Below are 12538 nucleotides of genomic sequence, written 5' to 3'. Positions count from 1 at the left end.
CCTCAGAAGGGATGCCCCATGGCGTCGCCGGAAATCGAGAGCGATCCGGGCGAACCGCTGGCCGGGCACCCTGGCGCACTGCGCCCACTGACCGACGAGTTGGTCGCCGCAGTGCTCGCCGCCCGCGGCCGGTCCGTCGGCCTGACCGTGGACGGCGAACTGGTGGGCCGTTTCGACGACAACATGATCTGGTTCCTGCGCCTCGGCGGGGACGGCGAACTGCTCCAGGTCCGCACCATGGTCACTGCCACCTTCGGAATCGAGCAGGTGCCCGCCCTGTACGCCTTCTGCAACTCGTGGAACCACGACCGGCTCTGGCCCAAGGCGTTCGTGCACGTCGACGACGACGGTCGGGCCCGGGTCTACGGCGAGGTGATCACCGACCTGGAACGCGGGGTGACCCCGCACCAGCTCGACCAACTGCTCGACTGTGGCATCTCCACCGGCTGCCAACTCGCCGTGGCGGTCCGGCGGCTGCCCGGCGCGGTGCCGTCGTGACCGGCCGGGACGAGTTCACCGACAGCCGCACCGACCGGGCCGCCGACCTGGACGCGCCGCACGTCGGCGGGGTCGGCGGGGTCGGCGGGGTCGGCGGGGGCCGCCTGCCCGCGTTGGAGGCCGCGCTCGCCGACGCCCGGGACCTGCCCGACGGACCAGCCCGGCAGGCCGCCCTGGAGCGGCTCGCCGAGCGCGCCGACGCGACCGGCGACGTCCGGTCCGGGATGGACGCACGGTTCGCGCTGATCGAGGCGTACCTGCTGCACGGGGAGCGGTGGCGTCTGGTCGAGCCGGTCCGGCGCTGCCGGGCCGCCGCCGACCACCGGCCCGAGCTGCTCACCGAAGCCGAGGCCGGGCTGCTGCTGCGCTACCAGCGGTACGCGGTGGAGGCACTGATCGGCACCCCGCGGGTCGGTCTGGACCAGACCCGCTCCCTGCTGCACGACCTGGCCCACCGGGTCGGCGTGGCTGGTCCGGACACGCCGACCGTCGCGGAGCTGCACTGCCGGATCGCCGACCACCTGGGCGACGAGCCCACCGCCCGCCACTGGTACGAACGGTGGTCCGGTAAGCGGCCCGGCCCGGCCGGTGGCTGCCCGGGCTGCGCCCCGGCCCGGCGAGCGGAACTGCTGGCCGGTTGGGGCGAGTGGCGGGCCGCGCTCGACGAACTACGGGAGTCCGACGGTGACCGAGAGGCCTGCACCGACCAGCCCGAACGGGATCTGGTCGCCGGCCTGCTGCCCGCCCTGCGGGCCGGCGAGCCGGAGCGGGCCGCGGCGGCACACGTTCGGGCGTACCGCCGGCACCGACGCGAGCGCGCCGCGTTCGCGCATCTCGCCGCGCACCTGCGGTTCTGCGCACTGGGCGGGCACCTGGGACGCGGGCTGACCATCCTGGCCGAGCAGCTGCCCCGATTGGACCAGCCGACCGACGACCTCGCCGCCATGGAGTTCGCCGCCGCCGGAGCGCTCGTTTGCGCGCTGGCCGTGGAGGCGGGGCTGGGCGGGCGGACGATGCCACGCCCGGCGTACGGCGGGCGACCCCCCACCGAGCCGGACGTGGCCGGACTCGGTGCCCTGCTGCTCGGGGTGGCGAACGAGCTGGCCGGCAGCTTCGACGCCCGCAACGGCACCGGCCACCACTCCGGACGGATAGCTGCCTGGCTCGCCGAGCGCCCGCTCGCGGCATCGGTCCCGCTGCCCGCCGACGACGAACTCGACGAGCCCGACGCCGACCGGTCCGACGATGAGGCCCAGTGGAGCGAGCGGGAGCTCGTGGCGCTGAGCCTCGACATGATCACCAAAGTTTTGGTCGGGCGCGGCGACCGGTACCTGGTGGAGGAGGGCGACACGGTGGCCGGCCGGTGGGGTGGCGCGGTGATCCAGTTCCGGCGGGCCGGTGAGCGCGGGGAGGTGCTGCACGCGCGGGTCATGGCCACCCGCCGGCTGCCGGCAGCCCGCCGCGCCGAGGCGTACGCCTTCTGCAATGCGTGGAACCACGACCGGCTGCTGCCCAAGGCGTACGCGCACGAGCTGGGCGAGGAGTTGGTGCTGGCCGGCGACGTGGCCACGGACCTGGCGCACGGGGTCGCACCGGCGCAACTCATGGTCCTGGTGGACGCCGCCATCACCACCGGCGTGGCGTACGCCGAGGCGGTCGCCGCGCTGCCCTAAGTCGCGAACAGGGCAAGAGGTTGCACCCCGGGGCGCGACTATGCGACATCCGACAGTGCGCAACCGGAAGCGCTGTGTCGATGTGGTACGGCCATCACCGACCACAGATTCCGGGAGTCGTCATGAACCGCCTGCTCAGCTCCGGCCTCCTCGCCGCCGCCCTGCTCTTCGTGCCCACCCTCGCCGGGCCGGCCGCCGCCGCGCCGGCCCCGACCGCGTCGCCGAGCGCGACCGCCGCGCCCACGGTCACCGCTCGTGGCGACATCGTCTTCCTCGCCCAGGACCCGTGGTTCCCGTCCGGCCCGCTGGAGGTCACCGTCAAGAACCCCGGCGCCACGGCGGCGAAGGGTTTCTTCGTTCTGCGGCTGCCGAATTCCGTCGAGCCGACCTCGGGTGGGGACTGCAAGGCCATCAGCGGCACGCCACGGAGCTGGCTCTGCGGCGGCGCGGAGCTTCCCGCCGGGGGTGAGCGCGCGTACCGGCTGGTGGTCACGTCGTCGGCGCCGAAGCCGGTCTTCGGAGTGAGCGCGTGGGGCTCCGTCGCCGGCCGGGACGCCGCCGGGGTCACCGATCAGTTCACCGACTTCCGAATCAACTGGCCGGACCGTGCGTCCCTACGGCTGCGGGCCACCGCGGCTCCGGTCGTCGACGGGATGACGACGGTACGGGTGCAGGTCACGAACACCGGCACCTTCGACATCGGCGGTTACTCGCTCAACATCACCACCCCGGCCGGGGTGCGGGTGACCGCGCCGGCGTGCTCCGACAGCGGCCGGATGAACGGCGTGGGCTGCGAGATCCCGCGGCGGCGTGTGATCGCCGACAGTGCCACCGACAGCTTCGACGTACGACTGACGGTCACCGCGGGCACGAAGACCGTGCAGCTCTCCCTCGCCCCGACGGACCGTTACACCAACAAGGACTCCGCGCTGACGCTTCGCCTGGGCGGCACGGGCGGATCCGGTGCCGGCGACGCCACCACCCCGCCACCGGCCGATCCGACCGCCACGCCGACGCCGACGCCGACGCCGACGCCGACCACGGTGGGCACGTCCACCCCGGAAGCGGCGCAGCTGCCCCGCACCGGCACCTCCGGCAGCACGTACGGCCTCATCGGCGCGGTGCTGCTGGCCCTCGGGGTCGGACTGCTCGTGCTGCGGCGTCGGATGTCGCGGGGCTGAGCCGGGGCGCGTACCAACAGGATCGGGCCGGTCACCGACATCCACGGGGGATGTCGGCGAGCGGCCCGATCCTGTGTGTCAGACCTCGACGACGGTGGGCACGATCATCGGCCGACGACGGTACTTGTCGTTGACCCACCGCCCCACGGTCCGCCGGACGATCTGCTGGAGCTGGTGCGGGTCGGTGATGCCGTCCGCCGCGGCCCGGTTGAGCGCCTCGGTGACCAGCGGCACCACCGGGTTGAACGCCTCCGGGTCCTCCGAGAAGCCCTTCGCGGACAGGGTCGGGCCGGCGACCACCTTGCCGGTGACCGAGTCGACGACCACGGTGGTGGCGATGAATCCGCCGTCACCGAGGATCCGGCGCTCGGTGAGCAGCGACTCGCTGACGTCACCGACGGCGAGGCCGTCCACGTAGACGTACCGGCTCTTCACGTGCCCGACCAGGCTGGCGCGGCCCTCGACCAGGTCGACAACGTCGCCGTCCTCGCAGAGCACCACCCGGTCGGCGGCGACTCCCGACTCGATCCCGAGCCGGGCGTGCGCGCGCAGGTGGCGCCATTCGCCGTGCACGGGCATCAGGTTGCTGGGCCGGACCACGTTGAGCAGGTAGAGCAACTCCCCGGCGGGGGCGTGCCCGGAGACGTGCACCTTCGCCACGTCCTTGTGTACGACCACCGCGCCGGCCCGGGCCAGCCGGTTGATCACCCGGTAGACCGAGGTCTCGTTGCCGGGCACCAGCGAGGAGGCCAGCACGACCGTGTCGCCGGGGGCGATGGTGATGTGCCGGTGGTCGCCGCTGGCCATCCGGCCCAGCGCGCTCATCGGCTCCCCCTGGGACCCGGTGGACATCAGCACGATCTCCTCCGGCGGCAGCGTGGTCGCCTCGTCGATGCTGATGACCAGACCGGCCGGAATGTTGAGCAGGCCGAGGTCCCGGGCGATGCCCATGTTGCGGACCATGGACCGCCCGATCAACGCGACCTTGCGGCCGTGTTCCGCGGCGGAGTCGAAGACCTGCTGCACGCGGTGCACATGCGAGGCGAACGAGGCCACGATGATCCGACCCTTGGCCTTCGCGAAGATCGAGTCGAGCACCGGCCCGATCTCTCGTTCCGGGGTGACGAAGCCGGGGATCTCCGCGTTGGTGGAGTCGGACAGCAGCAGGTCGACGCCTTCGGCGCCGAGCCGGGCGAAGCCGGCCAGGTCGGTGATCCGGCCGTCCAGCGGGAGCTGGTCCATCTTGAAGTCGCCGGTGTGCAGCACCAGGCCGGCGGGGGTGCGGATGGCCACCGCGAGGGCGTCCGGGATCGAGTGGTTGACCGCGAAGAACTCGCACTCGAACGGGCCGAGCCGCTCACGGCCGCCCTCCCGCACGGTCAACGTGTATGGCTGGATGCGCCGCTCGGCCAGCTTCGCCTCGACCAGGGCGAGGGTGAACTGTGAGCCGACCAGGGGGATGTCGGGCTTGTGGGCGAGCAGGTAGGGCACCGCGCCGATGTGGTCCTCGTGGCCGTGGGTCAGCACGATCGCCTGGACGTCGGCCAACCGGTCCAGGATCGGGCCGAAGTCGGGCAGGATCAGATCCACTCCCGGCTGCTCGACGTCGGGGAAGAGCACCCCGCAGTCGACGATCAGCAACTTGCCGTCGTACTCGAAGACGGTCATGTTGCGACCGATGGCGCCGAGCCCGCCGAGCGGGATGATCCGCAGCCCGCCCTCGGGCAGCGGCGGGGGAAGCTCCGCGTCGATGTGCGCCTCGGTCACGCGTCCACCTCATTCTGCGACGCCGTAACCCGGCGCCCATCGTGTCGTTCGATCATTCGGGCAGCTCCAGGCCCACTGCCGCGAAGTCCGCGCGCAGCTGGGCGATCTCGTCGTCGGTGGCGTCCACCAGTGGGGGTCGCACCGGGCCGGCCGGCAGGCCCAGCGACGCCAGGCCCGCCTTCACCAGGATGGTGCCCTGGGTGCGGAAGATGCCAGTGAACAGCGGCAGCAGCCGCCGGTGCAGGGCAAGCGCGGCCGGCATGTTCCCCGCGTCGAACGCCTCGATCATTTGTGCGGTCAGCGCCCCGACGAAGTGCGTCGAGGTGCCGACCAGGCCCACGCTGCCGACGGCCAGCGCCGGCAGGGTGAGTGCGTCCTCGCCGCAGTAGAAGGCGAGGGCGGTCCGGCTGGTCACCCAGCTGGTGGCGGTCAGGTCGCCCTTGGCGTCCTTGACCGCGACGATTCGGCCGTGCTCGGCGAGCCGGACCAGCGTTTCGGTCTCGATCGGCACGCCCGAGCGGTGTGGGATGTCGTACAGCATCACCGGCAGGCCGGTGGCGTCGGCCACCGCGGTGAAGTGCCGCAGCAACCCGCTCTGCGGTGGCTTGTTGTAATAGGGGGTGACCACGAGCAGTCCGTGTGCGCCGGCCTTCTCGGCGGCGGCGGCCAACTCGATGGTGTGCCGGGTGTCGTTGGTGCCGACCCCGGCGACCACCTTGGCGCGGTCACCGACAGCCTCCACCACGGCCCGAATCAGGTGTTCCTTCTCCGCGTCGGTGGTGGTCGGCGACTCGCCGGTGGTGCCGTTGACGACCACCGCATCGTTGCCCTGCTCGTCGACCAGGTGGCTCGCCAGCCGGGCGGCACCGTCGAGGTCGAGGGAGCCGTCGGGAGCAAACGGGCTCACCATGGCGGTGAGCAGCCGGCCGAAGGGGCGGGACACCGGTCGGTCAGCGGTGTCGAGGTGGTCGTGCGTCATACCCCCCAACCTAGCGGACGACCAGCCGGGGCCCGCCAGGGAAGGGCTCAGGACGCCTCGTGCGGGCTGGCCGCCACCTCGGTGCCGTCCGGCAACGTGGAGATCACGAAGTCGGCGAACACGTTGGGGGCGACCCCCTGCAGCTGACGCAGGCACTCCACGGCCAGCTCGCGGATCTCCACGTCGGCGTGCTCGGTGGCCCGCATCGCGATGAAGTGCCGCCAGGCCCGGTAGTTGCCGCTGACCACGATCCGGGTCTCGGTGGCGTTGGGCAGCACCGCTCGGGCCGCCTGCCGCGCCTGCTTGCGGCGCAGCGTCGGGTTCGGCTCGTCGGAGAAGCGCTGCTCGAGGCCCTCCAGCAACTCGGTGTACGCCCGAACGCTCGCCTCAGCGGCCTCCACGAACTTCTTGTGCAGCTCCGGGTCGTCGGCGATGACCGCCGGCTCGACCATGGCCGCGTCCCGCTCCGGGACGTAGCGCTGCGAAAGCTGGGAGTACGAGAAGTGCCGGTGCCGAATCAACTCGTGGGTGAAGGAGCGGGACACCCCGGTGAAGTAGAAGGTCACCGACCCGTGCTCCAGCACCGAGAGGTGCCCGACGTCGAGGATGTGCGCCAGGTAGCCGGCGTTGGTGGCGGTGGCCGGGTTCGGCTTCTTCCACGACTGGTAGCAGGCCCGGCCGGCGAACTCGGCGAGCGCCTGGCCCCCCTCGGCGTCGGTCGACCACGGCACGTCGTCCGGGGCCGCGAACTGGGTCCACGCGATCAACTTGACCTGGGGCTGCACCATCTCCGGCATTCCTGGGACTGTAGTGGTCGGCGGTCCCGAGCCCAACTCGGGCTCGCGGTGCAGAAACCGCCCAGCTACCGGCAAATTACCGACGCCTCCCGCATCAGCAGGGGCCAGAGGTGTCCAAGATCTCGACAATCTCGCCGACCACCGCCGACCCCTGACACCTCCCCGGTTGCCTGTAGAGCTGCCCCAGATGTGGGGCAGGCGCTGCGTGGTCCGGCCGAGTCCCCAGCGACAAGCCGGCCCGCCCCGCGCTCCACCTCTGAGCACCCTCCCCGCACCCCACGCCCCGGGCCGCTGCCCCGCACACGGGGCAGCTCTACAGGGACACCGCAAGGCCCTGCCTCGGGCTGGACGAGCCACACTGACGCTTCACCACCACCCGCGCTTCCGGCCGTCGAGAGCCCGCAGCGCGGGCAGGTCAGACGTAGAGCGGCGGTGGGTCAGACGGGGAGCGGCCGGGGTCAGACGTAGAGCGAGGTGAACGGCGCCCAGGGCAGGTTGCGCAGCACCGAGAAGGCGAGCCACGCGGCCAGGAAGCCGCCGATGACCTTCGAGCTGATCCGCAGCTCGGGCAGTCGCCAACCGAACGCCTGGTTGCCCGCCCAGGCCACGAAGAGGTACGCGAGGAACGGCAGCGCGAAGACGAACAGGAAGTGGTGCCGGGCGGCGGCTGGCAGGTCGCCGTGCAGCACGTACCAGAGTGCGCGGGTGCCGCCGCAGCCTGGGCAGTCCAGACCGGTGGTCAGCTTGAGCAGACAGGTGGGCGCGGCGTCTGGGTTGGCGTCGGCCGGGTCGCTGATCAGCGCGTAGCCCATGCCGGCGGCGACGCAGCCGACCGCGGCCAGCGGCACCGCCCAGCGCGGCGAACGCTCGTAGAGCCGTAGCACGAACCGGGTGATCCGGTCCGGCTCGGGGGTCGGGTAGCCAGCCGGCGGGGTCGTCGGCCAACCGACCGGACCCGCGTTGGCCGGACCTGCGGCAGCCGCATCGGTCGGCACCGTGTGGACCGCCCCGGGGGCGGGCTGCGGCTGGTCGACCGGACCGGGAGCGCTCGTCACGCGCTCACGGTACACCGGACAAGCTGGCCAACGCGGCGGTGAGCGGACCGGCCAGGTCGCCGGCCAGCGGCGGTGCCACCGCGTCCAGGCCGAGCCAGCCGGCGAGCCGGTACAGCTCGGCGGCGAGCGCCACCGCGGTCTCCCCCGGGTCGGCGCCGGGCTCGATCCAGGCGGCCGGCACCAGCAACACCCCGGCCTTGCGGTCGGCCTTCAGGTCGACCCGGGCCGTGAACCGGTCGCCCTGCAGGAAGGGCAACACGTAGTAGCCGTAGACCCGCTGTGGCGCGGGAACGTAGATCTCGATCCGGTAGCTGAAGTCGAACAGCCGCTCGGTGCGGGCACGTTCCCAGATCAGCGGGTCGAAAGGGCTGACCAGTGTGTTGCCTCGAACCCAACGGGGCAGTCGGGCGGACGCGTGCAGCCACGCCGGCTGGCGCCAGCCCGCAACCCTGACCGGCACCAGCTCACCGGCCTCGGCCAGCTCCGCGACGGCCTGCCGGGCACCGGCCAGCGGCAGTCGGAAGTAGTCGCGCAGCTCCGGCTCGGCGGCCACGCCGAGGGACCGCGCGGCAAGAGCCACCAGCGTGCGGTACGCCTCGGCGTCGGTCGGGGTGGGCGCGGCCAGCACCGCCGCGGGCAGCACCCGTTCGGGCAGGTCGTAGCGGCGGGCGAAGGAGGTACTGCGCTCGGCGGCGGCCACCTCTCCAGCCCAGAAGAGGAACTCCAAGGCCCGCTTGACCGCCGACCAGTTCCACCCCCAGTTGCCGGTCTCCCGAGGCGCGTCGTGCTCGATCTCGGCAGCGGTCAGCGGACCTCGGGCGGCCACCTCGCCGCGGACCCAGGCGACCAGTTCGGGCTGCTCCTGGGCGATCCGCCGCATCCCGCCCCAGGCTTCGCTCTGCGCCCGGGCCATCCGCCAGCGCAGCATCGGGTGCAACGCCACCGGGACCAACGACGCCTCGTGGCCCCAGTATTCGAACAGCTCACGCGGGCGCCGGTAGGCGGCCTGGTCGAGCAGCGTGGTCGGGTAGGGCCCGAGCCGGCTGAACAGCGGTAGATAGTGCGCGCGTTGCAGCACGTTGACCGAGTCCATCTGGATCAACCCGACCCGGTCGAGCACCCGGCGCAGGTGCCGGCGCGTGGGCACGCCGACCGGCGCCGGGTCGGTGAAGCCCTGAGCGGCGAGCGCCACCCGCCGAGCCTGGGCGAGCGAGAGTGATTCCGGTGCGGCCATCGTCGGCGACCTTAATTCATCGGTACGACGTCGGTGCGGGAAGCTGGACGCGACGACCAACGGGGCATAGAACGGTGCAATGCTGACCATCCGCCGAGAGGAGCCGGACGACGCTGAGGCGGTCGCCCGGGTGCACGTGCACGGCTGGCAGGCGGGCTACGCCGGCTTCATGCCGGACGAGGTGCTCGGACGGCTGAACGTGACGGCCTGGGCGCAGCGCCGCCGGGACGTCGGCACCGCCGACCCGGAGCATCCGTTCACCACCCTGCTCGCCGAGGTGGACGGGCTGGTCGTCGGCTTCACCACGTTCGGGCCGTACCGCCGCAACCAGGACCGCGACGACCTGGACCCGACGGTCGGCGAGGTGGTGGCGCTCTACGTCGAGCCTTCGTGCTGGGGTGACGGGACCGCCACCGCGCTCCTGGCCGCCGCCCGAGCCGGGCTCAGCGAGCGGGGCTGGACCGGGTTCCGGGCGTGGGTGCTGGCGGACAACCGACGGGCCCGTCGGTTCTGCGAACGGGCCGGACTGTCAGCGGACGGTGAGCAGTCGACCTATCAGGTGCCGCTCGCCGGCGGGAGTGGGCCGGTCGGGCTGGTCGAGCTGCGGTACGCCGGACGCATCGACCACTGACCCGTGCGGCGGAGACAGCCAGCGGCGGATCGGCAGGAAAGCCAGCAGCGCCAAGCTGATCCACACGTAGGCGTTGCTGCCCAGGAAACCGTCGACGCCGGTGAAGTCCTTCTCCCAGAACCAGACGGTCCGGCTGATCAGCAGCACGTACCCGATGGTCGCGGCGACCAGCAGGACCCACCGTCGACGGCCGGCCGGCGCGGCCATCGCGTTGTCGACCACCAGGATCAGCGCGGGCAGCAGCCAGACCAGGTGGTGCACCCACGTGACCGGGCTGACCAGGCACATGACCGCGCCGGTCAGCGCCAGCCCCGTCGCCTCGTCGCCCACCGCGACGGCGGCCCGGGATCGCCAGGCCCACAGCGCCAGGGTGCCGAGCACCAGCAGCAGCCACAGCAGGGTGCTCGGGTGCTGCGGGTCGAGCCGGGCGACCACCCCGCGCAACGACTGGTTGGAGACGAAGGCCAACTCGCCCACCCGTCCGGTGTTCCACAGGGCCTCGGTCCAGAATTCCCGGGACGCGTCCGGGAAGAGCGCGCCGGCCAGCAGCGACACCCCGGCGGCCGTGCCGCTGGCGGTGAGAGCCGCCCGCCATCGCCCGGTCAGCAACAGGTAGACGATGAAGACGCCCGGGGTCAGTTTGATCGCGGTGGCGAGCCCGATGCCCACCCCGGCCCAGCGGTTGCCAGCCGGTAGCAGCCGCAGCAGATCCACCGCCACCAGGAAGAGCAGCAACGTGTTGACCTGGCCGAAGTTGACGGTCTCGCGCATCGGCTCGAACGCGGCGGCCAGACAGAGCGCCACGGCGAGGGCGAACCACCTGGTCCAGCCGGCGCGGCGGGCGATCGGGTCGACCAGCCACCAGATCAGCACCGCCGTGGTGACGACGCTCGCCAGCACGCTCACCGGGATCGCGGCCGACCACGGCAGGTACGCCATCGGCAGCATGACCAGCGCGGCGAACGGCGGATAGGTGAAGCCGTACTGGGTGTTGGGTTTGAGGTAGTCGTAGATCTCCCCGCCGTCGTGCACCCACCAGGTCAACGCGCCGTAGTAGACCTTCAGGTCGAAGAAGCCGTGCCGTACGGCGGCGACGGCGAGGAACGCGGCGACCGCCGCGGCGAGCACCACCACCCCGACGACCTGCGCGGTCGTCCTGTTGGCACCCTGCGCCACCGTCGCCTCCCTCGCCCTGCGTAGGCTTCCGTCCCATGGCTCTCGGGTACGTCCGCCCGGCGCGTCCCGAGGACGCCGGCGAGATCGCACGCATCCAGCTCGCAACCTGGCGGGTTGCGTACCGCCGGATCCTGCCTCGGCACGTGCTCGACAACCTGGACGAGGCGTTCCTCGCCCGGCGGTGGAGCGCGGCGGTGCTGGAGCCGCCCTCAGCCGCGCACCGGGTGCTGGTCGCCGTCGAACAGGCCGAGCAATCGTATCTGGTGGGGTTCGCCGCCTCCGGGCCGGCCGACGGCGAGGCGCTGGCCCCGGGTGAGCCGGCCGACGCACTCGGCCCGGACGTGGCCGCGGTGACCGACCTGCTGGTGGAGCCGCGCTGGGGTCGGCGTGGGCACGGCAGCCGACTGCTCGCCGCCGCCGTCGACCTGTGGCGGGAGGACGGCCTGAGTCGCGCGGTGGCCTGGGCGTTCGACGGTGACGAGGCGACTCGCAAGTTCCTCACCAGCACGGGCTGGGAGCTCGACGGCGCGGCCCGGGCGCTGGACGTCGACGACATGCTGGTGCCCCAGGTGCGTCTGCACGTGGGCGTGCCGACCGAGAAGGTACCGGCCGAGTGAACCGGTGTGTGGCGGCCCCGGCAGGGCCGCCACACCGGGCCGTCAGCCCTTGTCCGAGCCGTCGTTGGCGTCGCGGACGAAGTACCGCTGGAACACCACGAAGATGATCGCTACCGGGATGGTGGCCAGCAGCGCGGCGCCGAGCTTGAGCGGGTACTGGGTGCCCTTGCCGAGCGAGCCGCTGACCAGGTCGGCCAACCCGCGCGGCAGGGTGAACAGGTCGGGGTCCTGCACCGACACCAGGCTGTGCGGGAACTCGTTCCAGGAGCCCTGGAACGACAGGATGGTGAGGGTGATCAGCGCCGGCTTCGCCATTGGCAGCACCACCGACCAGAAGGTACGGAAGATGCTTGCCCCGTCTATCCGGGCGGCCTCCTCGACACTCACCGGGATCGACTCGAAGAACTGTTTCATGATGAACACGCCCGCCGCGTCAGCCAGCAGCGGCACCACCAGCCCGGCGTAGCTGTTGTAGAGGCCGAGCTGGTTGAGCACCAGGAACTTCGGGATCAGCAGCACCACTCCGGGCACCGCCATCACCGCGATGACGGCGGCGAACAGCCCGCCCCGGCCCCGGAACCGCAGCCGGGCCAGCGCGTACCCGGCGAGCGAGTCGAAGAAGACCCGGCCGATGGTGACCAGCACCGTCACCAGCAACGAGTTGCCCAGCCACAGGGGGAAGTTGGTGCCGGCGAAGATCCGTTCGAAGCCGGCCAGCGTGAGCGGGTCCGGAAACGGTGACAGCGGGTTCGCCGCCGCGTCGGGCTCGGTCTTGAGCGCGTTGCCGATCTGGATGACGAAGGGGTAGAGGAACACCAGCCCGAAGAAGACCAGCGTGGCGTACCCCAGGAAGCGGGTGGCCAGGGTGCGGGCCGCGCGCTGGTGTCGCCGCGCGGGCGTCGCCGCCGGGCGGTCGGTGAGCACGGCCAT

Annotated in this window: 12 protein-coding genes; 5 read left to right on the top strand and 7 right to left on the bottom strand. The window is 72.1% G+C overall.

Going from position 1 to position 12538, the window contains the following annotated elements:
* Window positions 1–18: 18 nt before the first annotated feature.
* The 3 genes from JOD64_RS21505 to JOD64_RS21495 all read left to right on the top strand — a co-directional run bounded on the left by JOD64_RS21505 (window position 19) and on the right by JOD64_RS21495 (window position 3352).
* A complete protein-coding gene (locus tag JOD64_RS21505) occupies window positions 19–498 on the top strand; it encodes a type III secretion system chaperone family protein (RefSeq protein ID WP_204943852.1) in 480 nt (159 codons plus the stop codon).
* A gap of 104 nt (window positions 499–602) precedes the next feature.
* Window positions 603–2171, top strand: a complete 1569-nt coding sequence (locus JOD64_RS21500) for a type III secretion system chaperone family protein (protein ID WP_239561495.1) — start codon at window positions 603–605, stop codon at window positions 2169–2171.
* Between the two features lie 122 nt (window positions 2172–2293).
* The gene (locus JOD64_RS21495; protein ID WP_204943850.1) at window positions 2294–3352 is read left to right on the top strand and encodes an LPXTG cell wall anchor domain-containing protein; all 1059 of its coding nucleotides are present in this window, start codon (window positions 2294–2296) and stop codon (window positions 3350–3352) included.
* A gap of 78 nt (window positions 3353–3430) precedes the next feature.
* On the opposite strand, the gene JOD64_RS21490 is transcribed toward JOD64_RS21495, so the two are convergent.
* From JOD64_RS21490 to JOD64_RS21470, 5 genes are all read right to left on the bottom strand, one after another.
* Complete coding sequence (locus JOD64_RS21490; protein ID WP_204943849.1) at window positions 3431–5119, bottom strand: ribonuclease J; 1689 nt, start codon at window positions 5117–5119, stop codon at window positions 3431–3433.
* Between the two features lie 52 nt (window positions 5120–5171).
* Entirely contained in the window at window positions 5172–6098 is a 927-nt protein-coding gene (gene dapA, locus JOD64_RS21485; protein ID WP_204943848.1) for a 4-hydroxy-tetrahydrodipicolinate synthase, read from the bottom strand.
* Between the two features lie 47 nt (window positions 6099–6145).
* Complete coding sequence (thyX, locus tag JOD64_RS21480; RefSeq protein ID WP_184188768.1) at window positions 6146–6886, bottom strand: FAD-dependent thymidylate synthase; 741 nt, start codon at window positions 6884–6886, stop codon at window positions 6146–6148.
* Between the two features lie 467 nt (window positions 6887–7353).
* Window positions 7354–7890 carry a DUF2752 domain-containing protein gene (locus JOD64_RS21475; protein WP_307813972.1) on the bottom strand — a complete coding sequence of 179 codons (537 nt, stop codon included), beginning with the start codon at window positions 7888–7890 and terminating at the stop codon, window positions 7354–7356.
* 64 nt (window positions 7891–7954) lie between these two features.
* Window positions 7955–9184: a winged helix-turn-helix domain-containing protein gene (locus JOD64_RS21470; RefSeq protein ID WP_204946177.1), complete on the bottom strand. Its 1230-nt coding sequence runs from the start codon at window positions 9182–9184 to the stop codon at window positions 7955–7957.
* 79 nt (window positions 9185–9263) lie between these two features.
* Between JOD64_RS21470 and JOD64_RS21465 the strand changes: the two genes are divergently transcribed.
* Window positions 9264–9815, top strand: a complete 552-nt coding sequence (locus JOD64_RS21465) for a GNAT family N-acetyltransferase (protein ID WP_204943846.1) — start codon at window positions 9264–9266, stop codon at window positions 9813–9815.
* On the opposite strand, the gene JOD64_RS21460 is transcribed toward JOD64_RS21465, so the two are convergent.
* The gene (locus JOD64_RS21460) at window positions 9714–10991 is read right to left on the bottom strand and encodes a glycosyltransferase family 87 protein (RefSeq protein ID WP_204943845.1); all 1278 of its coding nucleotides are present in this window, start codon (window positions 10989–10991) and stop codon (window positions 9714–9716) included. The two genes, JOD64_RS21465 and JOD64_RS21460, sit on opposite strands and share 102 nt — an antisense overlap.
* Window positions 10992–11026: 35 nt before the next feature.
* Here JOD64_RS21460 and JOD64_RS21455 point away from each other — a divergent pair, with 35 nt between their 5' ends.
* Window positions 11027–11608, top strand: a complete 582-nt coding sequence (locus JOD64_RS21455; RefSeq protein WP_204943844.1) for a GNAT family N-acetyltransferase — start codon at window positions 11027–11029, stop codon at window positions 11606–11608.
* Window positions 11609–11650: 42 nt separating this feature from the next.
* Here JOD64_RS21455 and JOD64_RS21450 read toward each other — a convergent pair whose 3' ends face one another.
* A complete protein-coding gene (locus JOD64_RS21450) occupies window positions 11651–12538 on the bottom strand; it encodes a carbohydrate ABC transporter permease (protein ID WP_204943843.1) in 888 nt (295 codons plus the stop codon).

The organism is Micromonospora luteifusca (assembly GCF_016907275.1).
GTDB lineage: Bacteria > Actinomycetota > Actinomycetes > Mycobacteriales > Micromonosporaceae > Micromonospora > Micromonospora luteifusca.
Note: the sequence above shows the minus strand (reverse complement) of the source record. Positions and strands in the feature narration are given on the sequence as shown.

Excerpts from the sequence above, each read along its gene's own strand:
- JOD64_RS21505 (WP_204943852.1), top strand. The coding sequence starts at position 19 with ATGGCGTCGCCGGAAATCGAGAGCGATCCGGGCGAACCGCTGGCCGGG.
- JOD64_RS21495 (WP_204943850.1), top strand. The coding sequence starts at position 2,294 with ATGAACCGCCTGCTCAGCTCCGGCCTCCTCGCCGCCGCCCTGCTCTTC.
- dapA (WP_204943848.1), bottom strand. The coding sequence starts at position 6,098 with ATGACGCACGACCACCTCGACACCGCTGACCGACCGGTGTCCCGCCCC.
- thyX (WP_184188768.1), bottom strand. The coding sequence starts at position 6,886 with ATGGTGCAGCCCCAGGTCAAGTTGATCGCGTGGACCCAGTTCGCGGCC.
- JOD64_RS21470 (WP_204946177.1), bottom strand. The coding sequence starts at position 9,184 with ATGGCCGCACCGGAATCACTCTCGCTCGCCCAGGCTCGGCGGGTGGCG.
- JOD64_RS21465 (WP_204943846.1), top strand. The coding sequence starts at position 9,264 with ATGCTGACCATCCGCCGAGAGGAGCCGGACGACGCTGAGGCGGTCGCC.
- JOD64_RS21455 (WP_204943844.1), top strand. The coding sequence starts at position 11,027 with ATGGCTCTCGGGTACGTCCGCCCGGCGCGTCCCGAGGACGCCGGCGAG.
- JOD64_RS21450 (WP_204943843.1), bottom strand. The coding sequence starts at position 12,538 with ATGGCCGTGCTCACCGACCGCCCGGCGGCGACGCCCGCGCGGCGACAC.